This is a genomic window from Salinivibrio costicola subsp. alcaliphilus (genome assembly GCF_001996185.1).
Classification (GTDB): domain Bacteria; phylum Pseudomonadota; class Gammaproteobacteria; order Enterobacterales; family Vibrionaceae; genus Salinivibrio; species Salinivibrio costicola.
On sequence record NZ_MUFR01000024.1, the window covers coordinates 19,023 to 37,744 of the forward strand.

The window sequence follows — 18,722 nt, forward strand, 5'->3', positions numbered from 1 at the left end:
ATGATGACCCCAGCGAAGGGAGCCACTAGCTATTCAGCGACATCACGGCAGGTCGAATCGCGGCAATAATCACAGCGATTTTGTGTTCATAAGCTTGTTCGGCAAGCCAATGGTTCACATCGGCCCACCCGTCGCCATCCAAGTGAGCAAGTTCATCGACTTCAATATGGCCATCAATAGGATCAAATCGTCCTTCGACCTTGACGGTACCGATATCGGTTTCAAGGCGCGCGAATGCAAACGGCGTCATTATTTTCCTCGCTGTTGTAATAGGGTCCGTAGCTTCAGCGGCTTCACGGGCTTAGACAGATACGTAAAGCCTAGTCCTGTTACCGCCTGTTGTGTTTCAGCACTGCGGTCAGCGCTAATCATTACGCCATGAAAACAAGCGCCCAACTTGAGTTGGCATTGCTGTAATACTTGTAGGCCCGTTTGTTGGTTGGCTAAATGATAGTCACTCAGCACAAATTCAGGTTGCCATTGTTCACTGATTTGCTGCATAGCCTCGCCAACATCTTGCGCGCACCGCACATCACAGCCCCAACGTGATAAAAGCTGGGTCATTCCGGTCAAAATATCTTGTTCATTATCAACGCATAATACTCGGCATCCTTCCAACGCCTGGGCGCTGTGCAGCGTTGGTGTGGCGCCTTTCGGAATAGCATTCACTTCGCGGATATCACTGCCATCAACGGTGATAGAAAAAACAGTCCCCTTGCCTGGCCATGACTGCAGTCCCAACGGTTGAGACAAGATTTGGCTAATGCCTTTCGCGATAGCCAACCCCAGTCCCAGCCCCTGCTCTGCACCTTGGCGCTCAATCCGAGTGAACTCTTGAAAAATATCTTGCTGGCGAGCCAACGGGATCCCATCCCCATCATCCCAAACCTCGATTCGATAATCATGGCCGGTACGGCGCACGCCAAATAACACCCGTCCGTCTGGGTTGTAGCGAAAGGCATTGGTTAAGAAGTTTTGCAATACTCGCCGCAGGAGGGTTTTATCCGAGCGGACAATGGCCCGGCTGCGGCAGACATGAAAATCGAGGCCTTGTCGATGTGCTAACACTCCAAATTCCGCTTCAAGCGCATCAAAGACTTCACTCAATGGAAAGGATTCAATCCGGGCTTTCATCTTGCCCGATTCAAGACGAGAAATATCCAATAAGTCTCCAATCAATACCTCAGCACTTTCGAGCGCACTTTCGATATGCTGCGCGGCGGTTTCTGTTTCACGGTTGACCGCCATTTCACTCAGTGATGAGGCAAACAAGCGCGCCGCATTGAGCGGTTGCATTAAGTCGTGACTCACTGCGGCTAAAAAACGGCTTTTTGACTGCGAGGCGGATTCCGCTTTACGGGTGGCGTCGATTAAACGGCTATTCAAGCGCTCCAATTCCTGGGTTCGCTCAGTCACACGCACTTCCAAGGTTTCGTTTGACTGTTTGAGCGCGGCTTCGGCATCGCGGAACGCGGTGATATCGGTAAAGGTCATGACAAAGCCCCCGCCCGGCATCGGGTTACCTTGCAATTCAATCACGCGCCCGTCGGGATGAACACGCGAGGACGTATGCGGCTTTCGCCGCGTTAAGTGCACCACCCGTTTGCTCACATGATCCTCCGGATCGCCCGGCCCACACAATCCCCGCTGAGCATTGAACCGGATTAAGTCTGCGACCGGTCGTCCGACTTGAATAAGCCCAGGTGGGAATTGGAACATATCGATATAACGCTGATTCCACGCCACTAGCCGTAATTGTTTATCCACCACCGATATCCCTTGATTGATATGCTCAATGGCGCCTTGCAAAAGACCGCGAGAAAAATCAAACAACTCAGAGGCTTCATCCACGATGGTGGCAATTTCCTCCAGCTGCATATTTCGTCCTTGTAGTGCAGAAGACAGCACCAGCCGAGCGGATGACGATCCAAACACGCCCGCCAGCACACGCTCGGTATGACGAATTAAAGGGGCGCTGGCCTGTTGCTGTGGCATTAACTCCTCACCGCGCTGCTCAGCAAATTGGCTAAAAGCCTGGCGCATGCGTCGACGCCCCACGAAGCGTGACGCCAGCATCTCAAGCTCTGCGACCGTGACTCGGCTTTGATACAAGCGCGCACCATCGTTTTCGGGTAATGGCATGCCGACAAATGCGGCGGCTTGCAAGCGCTCACTCAGTGACGGTCGTGTTAATAAAGACACAAGGATAAAGCTAGCGGCATTCATCAATACGCTAAAGGCCAACCCCCAATCAATAATATTAAGCCCGGCGAGTGGAGGTAATGATGGTGGCGTAATCAGCCAGATAAGCATATTGGATTGCCCATCCCCTGCCAGCATCCCGGTTTGGACCATCATGGTCACCAACCAAAGCGAAAATCCGACCGTCAGCCCAGCGTACACCCCTTTTTTATTTCCTTGCCGCCAATACAAGGCGCCAACCATGGCAGGTGCAAATTGCGCGATGGCAGCAAAAGACAGAAAGCCAATTTCTGACAAGGTTGGGACAGTTAAAATCAAATGATAGAAGCCCCAAGCGGCAATCAAAATCAAGAAAATCAGCGCGCGACGGACGTTGAGTAATAAACCAGAAAATTGCGCGAAATTGCGAGAGGCCATTTTCATACGCCGTAACAGCAGCGGCATAACAAGATCATTGGAGACCATAATGGCCAGCGCAATGGTAGAAACAATCACCATGCCACTGGCTGCCGAGGCACCGCCCATAAACGCCAGTAATGCCATGCCTTCCGCGCCCACAGATAAGGGCAAGCGGATCACATAGGCATCCGCCGGTGTACCGGGCAATAACGCTTGCCCGGCATAAGCCATGGGAAGGACAAAAATTAGCATCAGGAGTAGATAGGTTGGGAAGACTTTACGTGCCATGTTCAAATCGCTTGCACGCGTGTTTTCCACCACCATGGTATGAAACTGGCGCGGCAGACAAATAATCGCGGCGCCCGTTAAAAAGGTGTGAATGATTAAACTACCGACATCGGGCTCACCGATAACGCCTGATGCTTCAAGCGTTATTGGCAACGTCGGCGCTTGGAATAACAGCGCAACAACAAACACGCCAACCCCGAGAAAAGCCACCAGCTTAATGACAGATTCAAACGCCACTGCCATCATCATACCGCGATGATGTTCGGTGCTATCAATGTGTCGAGTACCAAATAACACCGTAAAAACGGCGAGAACGACACACACCAACCACGCAATTTGCGTTTGTTCTAAGCCAACACTCCGCCCCATTTCCGGCGAGAGCACGTCAAGGCCCATGGCAATGCCGCGTAGTTGCAACGCAATATAAGGGAGCACCCCCACCACAGCGATCAGCGTCACCATCACAGCCAGTCCCTGAGACTTGCCATATCGCGCCGCAATAAAGTCAGCGATCGAAGTGATATGTTCGCGTTTGGCAATCAGAATGAGACGAGCGAGAAAGCGCCATCCGAGGGTAAACACCAACATCGGCGCCAGGTAAATCGGCAAAAAGGACCATGGAGAGCTGGACGCTTGGCCGACGGTGCCAAAAAAGGTCCAAGAGGTGCAATAAACGGCAATGGAAAGGCTATAAATCCAAGGCCGCCATTTGTGAAGCCAGCGCGGCTGGCGATCGCCATACCAGGCAATGGCAAATAATGCCCCCATATAGAGCAGTGAAACAGAGACAATTACCCAGCCTTGTGTCATGACTCCCTTCCTGACGCCATAATGTGCCAAATCCTTTGGCTGGGTGTACCACGGCAACGGCGCCCACTCAATCATGCAATGCTGGCTTTGTGGGCGCTCTAGCTAACTTTATTGCAAGCCGGTAAGCCGTTTATTGCACACTGGCATGCTTGGCGCGTCGAAATTCGGGCTCACGTAATGGGAGCACAAAAACAGGCAACGCAAGCAGCGCCATTGCGTAAAAGGTTCCCGATGGCGAAACCGCATAAATCCACCCACTTGTAGTAGTAAGAGCCGCGACCACCGCGCCCATCGGCAACGCGTTATAAGCAGCTTGTGCAGCGACCAACCGCGTTCCGCATTCACGCTGAATATACTGCATGGCACCCAAGTGCGCACCGGCAAAGGTGACGCCATGGAGTAACTGAACCAACACAACGGGAATGGCTGCGGTGGTGGTGCCTGTTATCCCCCAACGGATCAATACGCCTAACGCAGCCAATTGGAATAACGACTTGGACGACCAACCGCTAAAAAGCCGGGCGCCGAGAGCAAATACGGCCACTTCTGATACGACGCCCAAGCTCCATAAATAACCGACGATACTCTCGCTGTAACCGGCCTGCTTCCAATAAATCGCACTAAAGCTGTAATAGGCGGCATGACTGCCCTGCAACAAAGAGGCGATCAGCAAAAATACAATGACCTGACGATCACCGAATAGCTGACGCATCGACACTTTGCTGCCTGTCATATCATGCTCGCTTTGCGGCATGATGGTCGGACGACGCAAGGTCAGCAGTAAACATGCCGATAAGCCACCGATTGCCACCCAAGGAATAATTGCCGCCGATTGCTCGGTCACCAACCAGCCCGTTAAGCTCGAACCGACAATAAAGGCAATCGACCCCCAAAGACGCGTACGACCATAGTCGATATACCGATGACGCGCGTAATAGTTCGCTAACGCATCAGACAAGGGCACCGCTGGACCAATGGCTAAATTAAACAACACAGTGACGAAAGCTAGCCACCACACATTGTCGCCCATCATAGGATGCAAGGCACAGGTCACCAACGCCATCAAGGTCAACGCCCGCAGAGCCGGCAACAAAGCTTCAACCTGTTGCACACGCGGAGTAAACACTAAGTTGGCGACACATCGGGTAGCAAAACCAAGCCCAATCAAGGTCCCGATCACACCCGAATTAAGGCCTAGAGACTCAAACCATATCGCCCAAAACGGCAAATACACGCCATACGAAAAAAAGAAGCCGCCAAAATATTCTGACAACCAACGAAAGGGGGAACATTGGGTTAATGCCATATCATTACTTCATATTAAGAGACATACGGCGCTAAGTGTCGCAGTAATAGGACGGGAAAAAAAGACACAAGCGGCGCTTATTGATGGCAAAACATTGATCTCGTCGATGAAACCGTCGTAACTGGCTAGACTAAAGTCGGCTAGCAGGATCGCGAGGGCTAGGACACACTGAGGCTATCATAGTGAGGAGTGCGATTATGCCTGAACCTTTTGACACCTCGCAGCCACCGTTTGATTGCCTAACGCCCGCACAAGCCAAACAATGTCGACAAGCGCTGGATGTTGGCTATTTTCGACGTGGTGACAGCCTGATCCATGCAGGCGATACGGGTGAGCAGCTGTTTATCATTATTAAAGGCAGTGTCGAAGAAGTCTCAGAAGAAGGCAAAGAAGTGTTTTCTCACTATACGTCTGAGGATTTATTTGACGTCCCCGCGCTCGTGCACGGCACCGCCAAACATCAATACCGCGCCCTAGAAGATACGCTTTGTCACCTACTACCGGCCGAGGTGTTTCTTGCGATCTACCATAGTAATCAAGACTTCCGCGATTACTTTGAGACCAACTTACAACGCCGACAAGCGTTAATGGTCCAGGCACGTCAGCAACAAAACCTCGCCGAATTTATGCTCACCAGGATTGATGATAGTAATATTCAACCTGCGTTATGTATTTCCCCAACGCTGACGATAAAAGCCGCGACCGCGCAAATGAAAGCCGAACGCTGTGACTGTGCATTGGTGACGTTTGATGATGGAGACTGCGGGATCATTACCCGGACGAACTTATTACACGCTTTGGTGCTCGATGGCTATGATCAATCTGCCCCCGTTGGCGAGGTGGCCACGCGCCCTGTGGTCAGTGTTGAGCGCGGTGACTTTCTTTTTCACGCCATGATCAGTATGACGCGCCAGTGCGTGAAGCGTGTGCGTGTGGTCGACCAGCAAGGGCAAACCGCGGGGATGCTTGACCTGCCGCAAGTGCTGAGCCTATTTTCAACCCACTCACACGTGCTCAACTTGCAAATTGCGCGCGCCCAAACCATTGATGAGTTAGTTATCGCCGCCAATAGCCAGAGCAAACTGGTGCATACCCTATTTAATAACGGCATCCATACCCGCTTTGTGATGCAACTCATCGCTACCGTGAATGAACAAATCATGGAAAAATCCTTTCGCTTGTTGGTGCCCGAGAACTATCAAAACCAGTGCTGCATGGTGGTGATGGGCTCAGAAGGACGGGGCGAGCAAGTACTTAAAACCGATCAAGATAATGCGCTTATTCTCGCCGATGACCTGGACTGGCCGGATTGTCAGCAAGTCATGGCGGCCTTTTCACACACGCTTTATCAACTGGGCTACCCGCCCTGCCCCGGCAATGTGATGGTCAGCAACCCCAAATGGGTAAAAACCGCCTCGCAATGGCAACAAACCGTGCGCAACCTCGTCCAAAGTGCCAATGAACAAAGCGTGATGGATTTGGCCATCTTAGCCGATAGCCAGGCGATTGCCGGGGATCTCAGCTTGATTAATGCGATCCAAACACCACTTCACGAGGCGTTAAGTGACAATATGTTGGCGCTTAATACCTTTGTGCGTCCCGCGCTGGCCTTCCGGGTTCCTTTGACCGTGTTTGGCTCGCTTAAAAGCAGTAAAGAAGGGCTAGATATTAAAAAAGGCGGCATTTTCCCGATCGTCCACGGTGTTCGCACCATGAGCTTAGAAAAAGGGATCACCGAGACCAATACCTTTGAGAGGCTCGCGCAACTGGCCCAGTTAGGCACACTTGCCGACGAGACGGCAGAAAACCTGTCAGAGGCGCTAAAACTGTTTATTCGTCTTCGTCTACGCCAACAACTTCGTGGTGAGCAGCAAAGTAACCGTCTGGATGTGGCCGACTTACCGTCGAGTGAACGCGATCTGTTGCGCCACGGGTTGCACGTGGTGAAAAAGTTTAAACAATCCCTCGCATTCCACTATCATGTGAGGGATTAACGTGAACGAGCTAGCTCGCTATTGGTATCGCTATCGGTTGCGCCACTCTCCTTATCGCGCGCTCTTTTTACCGCCAGATAAACGTACCCTGATATCACTGGATTGTGAAACCACCAGCCTTGACCCAGCTCATGCCGAGTTAGTCACGATTGCGGCGACACCGATCAAAGGCAATCGTATTCTGACCAGTCAATCGCTGACACTCACCCTTGCCGCGCCCGAAAGTTTAAGCGCCAGCTCCGTGCGCATTCATCAATTGCGTCATCAAGATCTTGTCCATGGTGTCAGTGCCAAGCAGGCCATGACCTCACTGATCCACTTCATCGGTAATCATCCTTTGGTTGGCTACCATATCCGCTACGACAAAAGCATTTTGGATCGCTATGCCCGTCAATATCTTGGTTTCCCGCTGCCCAACCCACTGATTGAAGTCAGCGACATTTATCAACGCAAATTAGAGCGCCTACTCCCTAATGCTTATCATGACATCAGCATGGAAGCGATCAGTCGCCATCTAGAGATTCCCCTTCCTGCTCGCCATGATGCTTTAGACGATGCCTTAGCAGCGGCCCTGATTTATGTTCGCCTGACGCAAGGCGAGATGCCAATCCCTCAATCTCGGTAATCCAGCGCCCTTGAATCGCAATAAAAGTGCGATCCAGCGCCCAGTAACTGGCCCGACAATACCACAATCCACTTAAAAATCAAGGGGCTCATCCTAAAGTCTAATTGCCGGATAGCCTTATCTGTCACACCTTTACTGCATGGTTTACGTTTGCCAGGCCGCGGTAACGCCTGACATCTCACGACATGGAAGCGCCGCGCGGAGCATCGCGGACACGAGGAGAAACAGGATGAGCGATAGTCACGTATATCCCGTCATGCCTTCAATTGCACAAAAGGCACACGCTGATGAGGCCAAATATCAAGCTCTCTATCAGCAATCAATTACCGACCCTGAGGGATTTTGGCGAGAACAAGGCCAGATAATTGATTGGATAAAACCTTACAGCAACGTCAAGCACACGTCCTTTGATACGGGGCATGTCGATATTCGCTGGTTTGAAGATGGCACACTCAACGTGGCGGCTAACTGTATTGATCGCCACCTAAAAGACAAAGGCGATCAAATCGCGTTGATTTGGGAAGGCGATGATCCCAACGACGATGCGACCCTGACTTACCAAGCCCTTTACGAGCACGTGGGTCGCTTTGCTAACGCCCTAAAAGCGCAAGGGGTTAAAAAAGGCGATGTGGTTTGCTTGTATATGCCGATGGTCATGGAAGCGGCCATCGCGATGCTCGCTTGTGCGCGCATTGGGGCGGTGCATACCGTCGTATTCGGTGGCTTCTCCCCTGAAGCGCTTGCTGGCCGCATCATTGACTCGAACGCGAAAGTGGTGGTAACTGCGGATGAAGGGGTACGCGGTGGCCGTGCCGTCCCGTTAAAGCAAAATGTCGATGAAGCGCTAACCCACCCCAACGTGAAGTCAATCGAAAAAGTGGTGGTCTACCAGCGCACAGGTGGCGACATTGATTGGCATAATCACCGCGATGTTTGGTGGCATGAGGTCACGGAAAACGCATCGGTGGATTGCCCCGCAGAAGAAATGCAGGCTGAAGATCCCCTTTTCATTCTCTACACCTCCGGCTCCACCGGCACCCCCAAAGGCGTTCTCCACACCACAGGCGGATACTTAGTTTACGCCGCAATGACCTTTAAATATGTTTTCGATTATCAAGACGGCGAGGTGTTCTGGTGTACGGCCGATGTCGGCTGGATTACCGGTCACAGCTATCTGGTGTATGGCCCGCTCGCGAACGGGGCAAAAACCCTTTTATTCGAAGGTGTCCCCACCTACCCGACCACGGCGCGAATGAGTGAAGTGGTCGATAAGCACCAGGTCAATATCCTCTACACCGCCCCCACCGCGATTCGCGCACTGATGGCCAAAGGCAATGAAGCCGTTGCCGGCACCCAACGTAATTCGCTACGGATCATGGGATCGGTCGGCGAGCCCATTAACCCCGAGGCCTGGGAGTGGTATCACAGCACCATCGGTAATCAAGCCTGTCCAATTGTCGATACTTGGTGGCAAACAGAGACGGGCGGGATTTTGATTACGCCCCTCCCTGGTGCTACACCACTTAAACCGGGCTCAGCGACGCGTCCTTTCTTTGGTGTTCAGCCAGCGCTGGTGGACAACATGGGCAACCTTCTTGATGGCGCGACAGAGGGTAACTTGGTGATGCTGGACTCATGGCCCGGTCAAATGCGGACCGTATTTGGTGACCACGATCGCTTCGAGCAGACTTACTTCTCGACCTTCAAAGGCATGTATTTTACCGGTGACGGCGCGCGCCGCGATCAAGACGGTTATTACTGGATCACCGGCCGGGTTGATGATGTACTCAATATATCCGGGCACCGAATGGGCACCGCCGAAGTCGAATCCGCTTTGGTGGCATTCAATAAGATTGCTGAAGCAGCAATTGTTGGGGTGCCTCATGATATCAAAGGCCAAGCCATTTATGCCTATATCACCCTCAACGCCGGTGAAGTACCAAGCGCCGAGTTGCATAAAGAAGTGAAAGAATGGGTGCGAAAAGAAATCGGACCGATCGCCACGCCAGATTTCATTCATTGGACCGATGCGCTCCCTAAAACACGTTCCGGTAAAATCATGCGCCGAATTCTGCGTAAAATTGCCACAGGCGAAACCGGAAGCTTGGGAGATACGTCTACCCTTGCCGACCCGAGTGTGGTGGATAAGCTTATTGCAGAAAAAGAGAGTGTGGTGTAACCCTCACGAAAGATTGCTTAGCAACCTTTGCCGCCCACGGGCGGCTTTTTTATTCTTGCCGCTAAACCTGCTTTAGCGCGCATTTTTTCAACACCAACAGGACGAAGTGTGCTGATTAGACCAGTATTTTGCTGCGATTTGCGGTGAATTCTCTATAATTGCTATCACAAAGGATAAAATCGCATGTAGCGTACCATCACAGCATGCGTACCAGCAGGAATTCACACTAAGCTGACATGATGTTAGCGAATAGGAGAAGTAAGCCTCAAGATGCCGACAAGAAACCACATTTTAGTCTTAAACGGCCCGAACCTTAACTTGCTCGGACGCCGTGAGCCTGAACACTATGGCTCTCAGACCCTCGCGCAAATCATGGCCGCGTTAGAGGCTCAAGCCACAGGGTTGGCATTGACCCTTGAGCACTTTCAATCCAACAGTGAAGCTAGCCTCATTGATAAAATCCACCAAGCGATGGAAAGCGTGGATTTTATTATTATTAACCCAGCCGCTTTGACGCACACCTCGGTTGCATTACGCGATGCACTGCTCGGGGTCAACATTCCCTTTATTGAAGTGCATTTATCTAATGTTCACGCCCGCGAACCCTTCCGACATCATTCCTATTTGTCGGATAAAGCGGTCGGCGTGATCAGTGGCTTAGGGGCTGATGGTTACGAATTCGCCTTAACAGCTGCCGCACGCCACCTCGCGTTTGCGGCCCAGTAAAACAAAACATAAGAAGAGACGTATCATGGATATCCGCAAGATTAAAAAACTGATCGAACTTGTCGAAGAATCGGGCATCTCCGAACTCGAGATTGCCGAAGGTGAAGAGTCAGTACGAATCAGCCGCTCAGCACCCGCAGCGCCAGCCCAAATGGCTGCGCCACAGTACGCACCACAATACGCAGCACCGGCTGCACCCGCGCCTGCCCCCGAGGCTTCTGCCGCAGAGCCAGCAAGCGCACCTAAACCGACTGGCCATCAGGTTCTGTCACCCATGGTTGGCACCTTCTACCGTGCACCGAGCCCAGAGTCGGCAGCATTTGTCGAAGTCGGCAGCCAAGTGAAAGAAGGCGACGCCTTGTGTATCGTTGAAGCCATGAAAATGATGAACCAAATCCAAGCCGATAAGAGCGGGGTGGTGAAAGCAATTCTGTGTGAAGACGGCCAGCCCATTGAATTCGACGAACCACTCGTGATCATCGAATAAGCGAGGGCGCATGTTAGATAAAATTGTAATTGCTAACCGTGGTGAAATTGCACTGCGGATTTTGCGTGCTTGTAAAGAGCTCGGCATAAAAACCGTGGCGGTGCATTCCACCGCAGATCGCGATCTTAAGCATGTCTTGTTAGCCGACGAAACCGTCTGTATTGGCCCCGCGCCAAGCAATCAAAGCTACTTGAATATTCCTCGCATTATCAGTGCCGCTGAAATCACCGGTGCTGTTGCCATTCATCCTGGCTACGGCTTCTTATCAGAAAATGCCGATTTCGCCGAGCAAGTCGAACGCTCAGGGTTTGTGTTTGTTGGCCCAAGAGCAGAAACCATTCGTCTGATGGGGGACAAAGTCTCCGCGATCGAGTCGATGAAAAAAGCGGGCGTGCCCTGTGTGCCAGGTTCAGATGGCCCTCTGGGTAGCGATCAAGAGAAAAACAAAGCGATCGCCAAGCGTATCGGGTATCCCGTCATTATCAAAGCCTCTGGCGGCGGCGGTGGCCGTGGTATGCGTGTGGTTCGTGCCGAATCGGAACTGATTGACGCCATTGCCATGACGCGTTCTGAAGCAAAATCCGCGTTCAGCAACGACATGGTTTACATGGAAAAATTCCTTGAAAACCCACGTCATGTTGAAGTGCAGGTACTCGCAGACGGTCAAGGTGGTGCCATTCATCTCGGTGAACGCGATTGCTCAATGCAACGCCGCCATCAAAAAGTGGTCGAAGAAGCCCCTGCACCAGGGATCACTGCAGAAATGCGTAAGTTTATTGGTGAACGTTGCTGCCGCGCGTGTGTTGAAATTGGCTATCGCGGCGCCGGCACCTTTGAATTTTTGTATGAAAACGGCGAGTTCTTCTTTATCGAGATGAATACACGTATTCAAGTTGAGCACCCTGTGACAGAAATGGTCACGGGTATCGATTTGGTTAAAGAGCAACTGCGTATCGCTGCCGGTCAGCCGCTGTCGTTTACGCAAGACGATATTCAGATTCGTGGTCATGCGGTCGAGTGCCGGATAAACGCCGAAGATCCAGAGCGCTTTATCCCCAGCCCGGGACAAATCCAACGCTTTCATTCGCCAGGTGGCATGGGTGTACGCTGGGAGTCCCATGTCTATACGGGCTATCACGTGCCTCCCCATTACGACTCCATGGTCGGCAAGCTTATTTGTTATGGGGAAAACCGCGACGTTGCGATTGCTCGCATGAGAAATGCGCTCGCTGAGACAGTGATCGACGGCATAAAAACCAATATCCCACTCCAGATCGATATTATGAATGACGAGCACTTCCAACGCGGTGGTGCCAACATTCATTACCTCGAGAAGAAGCTCGGCTTGTCATGACCAGAGCGTAGAACGATAAATAGACGCAAAGCGGCCTGCATATTAGTAGGCCGCTTTTTGTTTGCAGCATGCACAGTGTTGATCTGATAAAATCTTCAGTATTCCTTATCCTGACACGAGACTCACCATGCCTTGGATCCAATTAAAACTGAACGCCAATGCCGACAATGCTGAAGCACTTGGCGATCTACTGATGGAAGAAGCCGGCGCGTTGTCTGTGACCTTCCTTGATGCCAAAGACACCCCGGTTTTTGAGCCTTTACCCGGCGAAACCCGCTTGTGGGGCGAAACTGACATCATGGCGTTGTATGATGCACAAGCCGATATGGATACCGTATTAGCGGTACTAAACGCGAGCCCATTGCTGGCTGACAACTTTGCCCACAAGATCGAGCAGCTCGAAGACAAAGACTGGGAACGGGCATGGATGGATAACTTTAAGCCGATTCAATTTGGCGAGCGGCTGTGGATCTGTCCGACCTGGTGTGAGGTCCCCGATGACACGGCAGTCAACGTGATGCTGGATCCTGGACTCGCCTTTGGCACCGGCTCTCACCCAACCACGGCCCTTTGTTTGGAGTGGCTTGATAACTTGGATCTAAACGGAAAAACCGTGATTGATTTTGGCTGTGGCTCAGGCATTCTAGCCATTGCGGCTATCAAGCTGGGCGCTGAGCGGGTCATTGGCATTGATATCGATCCCCAAGCCCTGCTCGCCTCCAAGGACAACGCTGAGCGTAATGGTGTTGCCGATCAACTGCACCTGTATCTCCCGAAAGACCAACCGGCCGATCTGAAAGCAGATGTGGTCGTGGCCAATATTCTCGCTGGCCCACTCCGTGAGCTTTCTGGCGTGATCAAAGGGCTGATCAAACCAAATGGTCAACTAGCGATGTCTGGCGTTCTCGATTCTCAAGCCGAAGACGTTGCTAATCACTATCGCGATCGTCTCGATATTAACCCGATCGTCGAACGTGAAGAGTGGTGCCGGATAAGCGGCCAGTTGCTCACTTAATCGGTCAGATCGTCGCGCTATGAGCTTGCCGCACAAGTAACTTTTGTCGGTAAGCCATGGTTGACGTGCTACTTGAAATGCTTGATTAATCAGCGAAACGCGGCTGATACAAAAAGTGCGAGAAAAATCAAGCCATCAATGCTCAAATATTGTCCTTTTCAGACGCAGCAAAAATGCGTAAAATGCGCGCCCTTGCTGACTCAGAGCGGCTGAAGAGGATTTAGAGCTTTTGCGTATCGGACCTTACACCCTGGATGTCCCTTTGATCGTCGCCCCAATGGCCGGCGTGACGGACCGACCATTTCGTGAGCTATGCCTTGCGCATGGTGCAGGTATGGCTATCAGTGAAATGATGTCATCCAATCCAGCATTGTGGCGGACGAACAAATCGCAAAAGCGCATGGTTCATATTGACGAATCCGGTCTACGCTCGGTGCAAATCGCGGGTGCTGAACCCGAGCTTATGGCTGAGGCGGCGCGATTTTGTGTCGAGAACGGGGCGCAAGTGATTGACATCAACATGGGTTGCCCAATGAAAAAGGTCAATAAAAAGCTAGCAGGCTCTGCATTGCTAACTCGACCCGATCTGATTGAGCAAATCCTAACAGCCACGGTAAACGCGGTGGATGTTCCCGTGACGCTTAAAACGCGTACAGGCTGGGATCCGGACAATAAGAACTGTGTAACGATCGCCCGGATGGCGGAAGATTGTGGTATCCAAGCCCTTGCACTGCATGGCCGCACGCGTGCTTGCATGTACAAAGGTGAGGCAGAGTACGACAGCATTAAAGCTGCGAAAGCAGCGGTATCAATTCCGGTGATAGCCAATGGCGACATTGATTCACCAGAAAAGGCCCAGTATGTTCTCGACTATACAGGGGCAGATGCCGTAATGATTGGTCGCCCTGCTCAGGGACGCCCGTGGATTTTTCGCGAAATCCACCACTATCTCACCACAGGTGAGCACTTGCCTGCCCCTTCATTAGAAGAGGTTAGGACGATTTTGTTGGGTCATGTTCAAGAGCTTCATCAATTTTATGGGGAGCTCAAAGGATTACGTATTGCCCGAAAGCACGTGGGCTGGTACCTCAAAGAGCATGATCAAATTGGCGACTTTCGCCGCACCTTCAACGCAATCGAAGATGCACAACAGCAGATCGATGCGCTGCAAGGCTACTTCGACAACGTTGCATAAATACGAGAAGAGCTGACAGAATATGTTCGAACAAAACCTGACTTCCGAAACATTGACAGTAACAACTGTAACTTCACAAGATCAAATTACGCAAAAGCCACTTCGTGACTCTGTAAAAGCGTCCTTGAAGAACTACCTCGCGCAATTGAATGGCCAGGAAGTCAACGATCTGTATGAGCTTGTCCTCGCAGAAGTTGAGCAGCCACTGCTGGATACCATCATGCAATACACCCGCGGTAACCAAACCCGCGCAGCCACCATGATGGGCATCAACCGCGGTACATTGCGTAAGAAACTGAAAAAATACGGCATGAACTAATCAATCATTGGTTTGGCTGTTATAAAACGGGCTAACCGTCAATCGGTTAGCCCGTTTTTGTTTTCTCTGATGGTGCAACGCACCTTTCCTTAACAGCATGAGTTAGAATCTTCACTGTCCGCTAGGGTTTCCAATATTGAGCAATGGGTCGCGTCATCGTCGTCCATACCGCAGCAGGCGGCATTTAAACGTGTCAGGGCATGCTTGACCCGCTCAAGCGCGGCTATCTTCTCTGAGACCTCATTCAGGCGCCGCTGAGTGATCCCTTTCACTTCTGCACAGGTGTGTAACGTCGCTTCTTCGCGAATGTCAGACAGCTCGTGAATTTCATCAAGCGATAATCCCATTTCTTTGCCGCGCAAAATGAACATGACTTGGCTAATGGCATCATCGGCATAAAGCCGGTATCCCCCCTCTGTACGCGCACTCGGGGCCAGTAGACCGGACTTTTCATAAAAACGCAGCGTATCGGTGGAGACACCACAGTGCTTGGCTAGCTCACCTATTTGCAGCAACTTGGTCATCACCGCTCCTTTTCATGTTGGATGAACTTTCTTTTTGTAGCAAAGGCGGGCCCTTATGACCAGCGTTGTATGAAAGCAAGCAACGACAGCTGGACAAAAACAATAAAAATGTCGCCATCAGCAAATAGCAATCGATTGCGCAAATAAAATCAGATAGAATGGCGCCGCTTTGACAATTGGCCGTTTAATAAAGTTTACCTATGTGGTTAGCCATGGTGGGCTTTGATAAGCATTCAATCTGTCAGTGAAGAGAGCTAAGCCATGGAAAATCTGCGTCCTATTCGTCGCGCGTTACTCAGCGTGTCTGATAAAACCGGTGTGGTCGAGTTTGCCCAAGCGCTCGCCCAACGCGGTGTCGAACTGCTATCAACCGGCGGCACGGCCCGTTTGCTCGCAGAAAACGGCCTTGCGGTCACCGAAGTCTCCGAGCATACCGGCTTCCCAGAAATGATGGATGGCCGCGTGAAAACCCTCCACCCGAAAATTCACGGCGGTATTTTGGGCCGGCGCGGTCAAGACGATGCGGTGATGGAACAGCATCAGATCGCACCGATTGATATGGTAGTAGTGAACCTCTACCCGTTCGCACAAACCGTTGCCAACCCAGATTGCACACGTGAGCAAGCTATCGAGAATATCGATATCGGCGGCCCAACCATGGTGCGCTCAGCGGCGAAAAACCATGCTGATGTCACCATTGTGGTAAACAGCCAAGACTATGATCGCGTGCTCACCGAGATGGATCAGCACCAGCAGTCTTTGACACATGCCACGCGCTTTGATTTAGCGATTGCCGCGTTTGAGCACACCGCGGCCTACGATGCCATGATTGCGAATTACTTTGGTACCCAAGTGCCTGCCTATCATCACGCAGAAGACAGCCAAGAGTCGCCATTCCCACGCACCCTGACCCAACATTGGGTTAAAAAGCAAGACATGCGCTATGGCGAGAACAGCCACCAGGCGGGCGCCTTTTATACTGAAGCCCACCCGCAAGAAGCCTCGGTGGCCACGGCTACCCAACTGCAGGGCAAGGCGCTGTCTTATAACAATATCGCTGACACCGATGCGGCATTAGAGTGCGTGAAAGAGTTTGAACAACCTACCTGCGTGATTGTAAAACACGCCAACCCCTGTGGCGTTGCTATCGGTGAAGACTTACTCAGTGCCTATCAGCGCGCTTATCAAACCGATCCTACCTCAGCATTTGGTGGCATTATTGCCTTTAACCGTGAGCTGGACGGCGACACGGCACACGCCATTGTTGAGCGTCAATTTGTCGAAGTGATCATCGCGCCGCGCGTCAGTGACGCCGCCAAAGCGGTGGTCGCGGCGAAGAAAAATGTCCGTCTTCTCGAGTGTGGCCAATGGCAAGCACGCACCACAGGTTGGGATAGCAAGCGCGTCAATGGCGGCTTGTTAGTTCAAGCACGCGACCAAGGCATGGTCGGTTTAGACGATTTGCGCATTGTCACTGAGCGTCAGCCCACAGACAAAGAGCTAAGCGATGCCCTATTTTGCTGGAAAGTGGCAAAATACGTAAAATCGAACGCGATTGTGTATGCCAAAGACAGCATGACCATCGGCGTCGGCGCCGGCCAAATGAGCCGCGTCTACTCGGCGAAAATAGCCGGCATCAAAGCGGCCGATGAGCAGCTCGAAGTAGCCGGTAGTGTAATGGCCTCTGATGCCTTCTTCCCTTTCCGTGACGGCATTGATGCTGCGGCAAAAGCTGGGATCACCTGCGTGATCCAGCCGGGTGGTTCGATGCGTGATGAAGAAGTGATTGCCGCCGCCAATGAGCATGGCATGGCGATGGTCTTTACCGGTATGCGCCATTTCCGCCACTAAGTGGGCGATGAAGGAGAACACATGAAGGTATTAGTAATTGGTGGCGGTGGCCGCGAGCATGCGCTAGCGTGGAAAGCCGCGCAATCATCCAACGTTGAGATCGTATATTGCGCGCCGGGAAACGCCGGCACCGCGCATGAAAACAAGTTGAGTAACATTGCGATCGCAGCTGATGACGTTGAAGGGTTGCTGGCCTTTGCCCGCGAGCAACAGATTGATTTAACCATCGTCGGTCCTGAAGCGCCCTTGGTGTTGGGCGTGGTCGATGCCTTCCGTGAGCACGGCTTAGCCATCTTTGGTCCTACCCAAGCGGCCGCGCAACTTGAGGGGTCTAAAGCGTTCAGCAAAGACTTTTTAGCGCGCCACGGCATTCCCACCGCTGACTACCAAACCTTTGCCAAGGTGGAGCCTGCACTGGCCTACATCGCGGAAAAAGGCGCGCCCATTGTGGTCAAAGCCGACGGCCTTGCCGCTGGCAAAGGGGTCATTGTGGCGATGACCGAGCAAGAAGCGACTGAGGCCGTGCGCGATATGCTCTCGGGCAATGCCTTTGGTGAAGCGGGCCACCGCGTGGTCATCGAAGAATTTCTGCAAGGCGAAGAAGCAAGCTTTATCGTCATGGTGGATGGTGAGCATGTGTTGCCAATGGCCACCAGCCAAGACCATAAACGCGCAGGTGAAGGCGATACCGGCCTCAACACCGGCGGTATGGGTGCATACTCGCCCGCCCCTGTGGTCACCGACGCCATTCACCAACGCGTGATGGACGAGGTGATTATGCCCACCGTCAAAGGGATGTATGCGGATGGTGCGCCCTATACCGGCTTTTTATACGCAGGATTGATGATCGCCGTCGATGGGACGCCAAAAGTCATTGAGTTTAACTGTCGCTTTGGCGATCCGGAAACTCAACCGATTATGATGCGTTTGCAATCTGACTTGGTGGAGCTTTGCCTGGCTGGCACGCAAGGACGCCTCAATAAAGTCGATTCTCAGTGGGATCCACGTGCAGCCGTCGGCGTGGTTTTAGCCGCAGGTGGCTATCCAGGAGACTATCGTAAGGGCGATCGTATTACTGGGCTGCCTACCGATAGCGATACCGCCAAAGTGTTTCATGCCGGTACTGCGCTCAACAACGGCGACATTGTCACATCTGGCGGGCGTGTACTCTGTGCAACGGCACTGGGAGAGACGGTAACAGCCGCCAAACAAGGCGCTGACGCGCTTGCCGCTATGATTTACTGGCCAGGCTGCTTTTATCGCAGTGACATCGCCCACCGCGCGGTATCTCGCGAAAAGGCCGATTTATCGACTTAATGTTACATCGCGGCATGCCGCATCCAGCAAGCCAGACCCGATAAATGCGCCACCAAGGCGCATTTTTTATATCCGCGGTTTTTACGTGTCGACGAGCTTTTTTGCTTCGATAGGGTTTTGTTCATCGAGCT

The 18,722-nt window shown here is 52.1% G+C and carries 15 protein-coding genes; 11 read left to right on the top strand and 4 right to left on the bottom strand.

Features of this window, described 5'->3' with window-relative positions:
* Positions 1-25 precede the first annotated feature (25 nt).
* The 3 genes from BZJ21_RS09570 to BZJ21_RS09580 form a co-directional block, all read right to left on the bottom strand.
* Positions 26-250, bottom strand: coding sequence for a hypothetical protein (locus tag BZJ21_RS09570; protein WP_077461897.1), 225 nt, complete (start codon positions 248-250; stop codon positions 26-28).
* Positions 250-3,699, bottom strand: coding sequence for a PAS domain-containing hybrid sensor histidine kinase/response regulator (locus BZJ21_RS09575; RefSeq protein WP_077669662.1), 3,450 nt, complete (start codon positions 3,697-3,699; stop codon positions 250-252). The genes BZJ21_RS09570 and BZJ21_RS09575 overlap by 1 nt, the downstream gene beginning before the upstream one ends.
* A 130-nt stretch (positions 3,700-3,829) precedes the next feature.
* On the bottom strand, positions 3,830-5,005 hold the full coding sequence (locus BZJ21_RS09580; protein WP_077669663.1) for a 3-phenylpropionate MFS transporter: 1,176 nt from the start codon (positions 5,003-5,005) through the stop codon (positions 3,830-3,832).
* Between the two features lie 197 nt (positions 5,006-5,202).
* Here BZJ21_RS09580 and BZJ21_RS09585 point away from each other — a divergent pair, with 197 nt between their 5' ends.
* The 9 genes from BZJ21_RS09585 (at position 5,203) to fis (ending at position 14,899) form a co-directional block, all read left to right on the top strand.
* Complete coding sequence (locus tag BZJ21_RS09585) at positions 5,203-6,999, top strand: DUF294 nucleotidyltransferase-like domain-containing protein (RefSeq protein ID WP_077669664.1); 1,797 nt, start codon at positions 5,203-5,205, stop codon at positions 6,997-6,999.
* Between the two features lies 1 nt (position 7,000).
* The gene (locus BZJ21_RS09590; RefSeq protein ID WP_021024105.1) at positions 7,001-7,624 is read left to right on the top strand and encodes a 3'-5' exonuclease; all 624 of its coding nucleotides are present in this window, start codon (positions 7,001-7,003) and stop codon (positions 7,622-7,624) included.
* A gap of 229 nt (positions 7,625-7,853) precedes the next feature.
* Positions 7,854-9,803 carry an acetate--CoA ligase gene (gene acs, locus BZJ21_RS09595; RefSeq protein ID WP_077669665.1) on the top strand — a complete coding sequence of 650 codons (1,950 nt, stop codon included), beginning with the start codon at positions 7,854-7,856 and terminating at the stop codon, positions 9,801-9,803.
* A 270-nt stretch (positions 9,804-10,073) separates the two neighbouring features.
* Positions 10,074-10,529, top strand: a complete 456-nt coding sequence (gene aroQ, locus BZJ21_RS09600; protein ID WP_077461892.1) for a type II 3-dehydroquinate dehydratase — start codon at positions 10,074-10,076, stop codon at positions 10,527-10,529.
* A gap of 25 nt (positions 10,530-10,554) precedes the next feature.
* Positions 10,555-11,016, top strand: coding sequence for an acetyl-CoA carboxylase biotin carboxyl carrier protein (gene accB, locus BZJ21_RS09605; RefSeq protein ID WP_021024108.1), 462 nt, complete (start codon positions 10,555-10,557; stop codon positions 11,014-11,016).
* 10 nt (positions 11,017-11,026) lie between these two features.
* Positions 11,027-12,370, top strand: a complete 1,344-nt coding sequence (accC, locus tag BZJ21_RS09610) for an acetyl-CoA carboxylase biotin carboxylase subunit (protein ID WP_021024109.1) — start codon at positions 11,027-11,029, stop codon at positions 12,368-12,370.
* A 127-nt stretch (positions 12,371-12,497) separates the two neighbouring features.
* The gene (gene prmA / locus BZJ21_RS09615) at positions 12,498-13,385 is read left to right on the top strand and encodes a 50S ribosomal protein L11 methyltransferase (RefSeq protein WP_077669666.1); all 888 of its coding nucleotides are present in this window, start codon (positions 12,498-12,500) and stop codon (positions 13,383-13,385) included.
* Positions 13,386-13,614: 229 nt separating this feature from the next.
* Positions 13,615-14,580 (top strand): tRNA dihydrouridine synthase DusB, encoded by a 966-nt coding sequence (dusB, locus tag BZJ21_RS09620; protein ID WP_021024112.1) that lies wholly within the window; start codon positions 13,615-13,617, stop codon positions 14,578-14,580.
* Positions 14,581-14,602: 22 nt separating this feature from the next.
* On the top strand, positions 14,603-14,899 hold the full coding sequence (gene fis, locus BZJ21_RS09625) for a DNA-binding transcriptional regulator Fis (protein ID WP_021024113.1): 297 nt from the start codon (positions 14,603-14,605) through the stop codon (positions 14,897-14,899).
* Between the two features lie 89 nt (positions 14,900-14,988).
* Here fis and zntR read toward each other — a convergent pair whose 3' ends face one another.
* Entirely contained in the window at positions 14,989-15,414 is a 426-nt protein-coding gene (gene zntR / locus BZJ21_RS09630) for a Zn(2+)-responsive transcriptional regulator (RefSeq protein WP_394329759.1), read from the bottom strand.
* A gap of 270 nt (positions 15,415-15,684) precedes the next feature.
* Between zntR and purH the strand changes: the two genes are divergently transcribed.
* Together purH and purD are read left to right on the top strand one after the other, a co-directional pair.
* Positions 15,685-17,274 carry a bifunctional phosphoribosylaminoimidazolecarboxamide formyltransferase/IMP cyclohydrolase gene (gene purH / locus BZJ21_RS09635; protein WP_077669667.1) on the top strand — a complete coding sequence of 530 codons (1,590 nt, stop codon included), beginning with the start codon at positions 15,685-15,687 and terminating at the stop codon, positions 17,272-17,274.
* Between the two features lie 21 nt (positions 17,275-17,295).
* Positions 17,296-18,591, top strand: coding sequence for a phosphoribosylamine--glycine ligase (purD, locus tag BZJ21_RS09640; protein ID WP_077669668.1), 1,296 nt, complete (start codon positions 17,296-17,298; stop codon positions 18,589-18,591).
* Positions 18,592-18,722 lie beyond the last annotated feature (131 nt).

Bases quoted from the DNA above. Each gene is read 5' to 3' on its own strand.
- BZJ21_RS09570 (WP_077461897.1), bottom strand. From the start codon at position 250: ATGACGCCGTTTGCATTCGCGCGCCTTGAAACCGATATCGGTACCGTC.
- BZJ21_RS09575 (WP_077669662.1), bottom strand. From the start codon at position 3,699: ATGACACAAGGCTGGGTAATTGTCTCTGTTTCACTGCTCTATATGGGG.
- BZJ21_RS09580 (WP_077669663.1), bottom strand. From the start codon at position 5,005: ATGGCATTAACCCAATGTTCCCCCTTTCGTTGGTTGTCAGAATATTTT.
- BZJ21_RS09585 (WP_077669664.1), top strand. From the start codon at position 5,203: ATGCCTGAACCTTTTGACACCTCGCAGCCACCGTTTGATTGCCTAACG.
- acs (WP_077669665.1), top strand. From the start codon at position 7,854: ATGAGCGATAGTCACGTATATCCCGTCATGCCTTCAATTGCACAAAAG.
- aroQ (WP_077461892.1), top strand. From the start codon at position 10,074: ATGCCGACAAGAAACCACATTTTAGTCTTAAACGGCCCGAACCTTAAC.
- accB (WP_021024108.1), top strand. From the start codon at position 10,555: ATGGATATCCGCAAGATTAAAAAACTGATCGAACTTGTCGAAGAATCG.
- accC (WP_021024109.1), top strand. From the start codon at position 11,027: ATGTTAGATAAAATTGTAATTGCTAACCGTGGTGAAATTGCACTGCGG.
- prmA (WP_077669666.1), top strand. From the start codon at position 12,498: ATGCCTTGGATCCAATTAAAACTGAACGCCAATGCCGACAATGCTGAA.
- fis (WP_021024113.1), top strand. From the start codon at position 14,603: ATGTTCGAACAAAACCTGACTTCCGAAACATTGACAGTAACAACTGTA.
- purH (WP_077669667.1), top strand. From the start codon at position 15,685: ATGGAAAATCTGCGTCCTATTCGTCGCGCGTTACTCAGCGTGTCTGAT.
- purD (WP_077669668.1), top strand. From the start codon at position 17,296: ATGAAGGTATTAGTAATTGGTGGCGGTGGCCGCGAGCATGCGCTAGCG.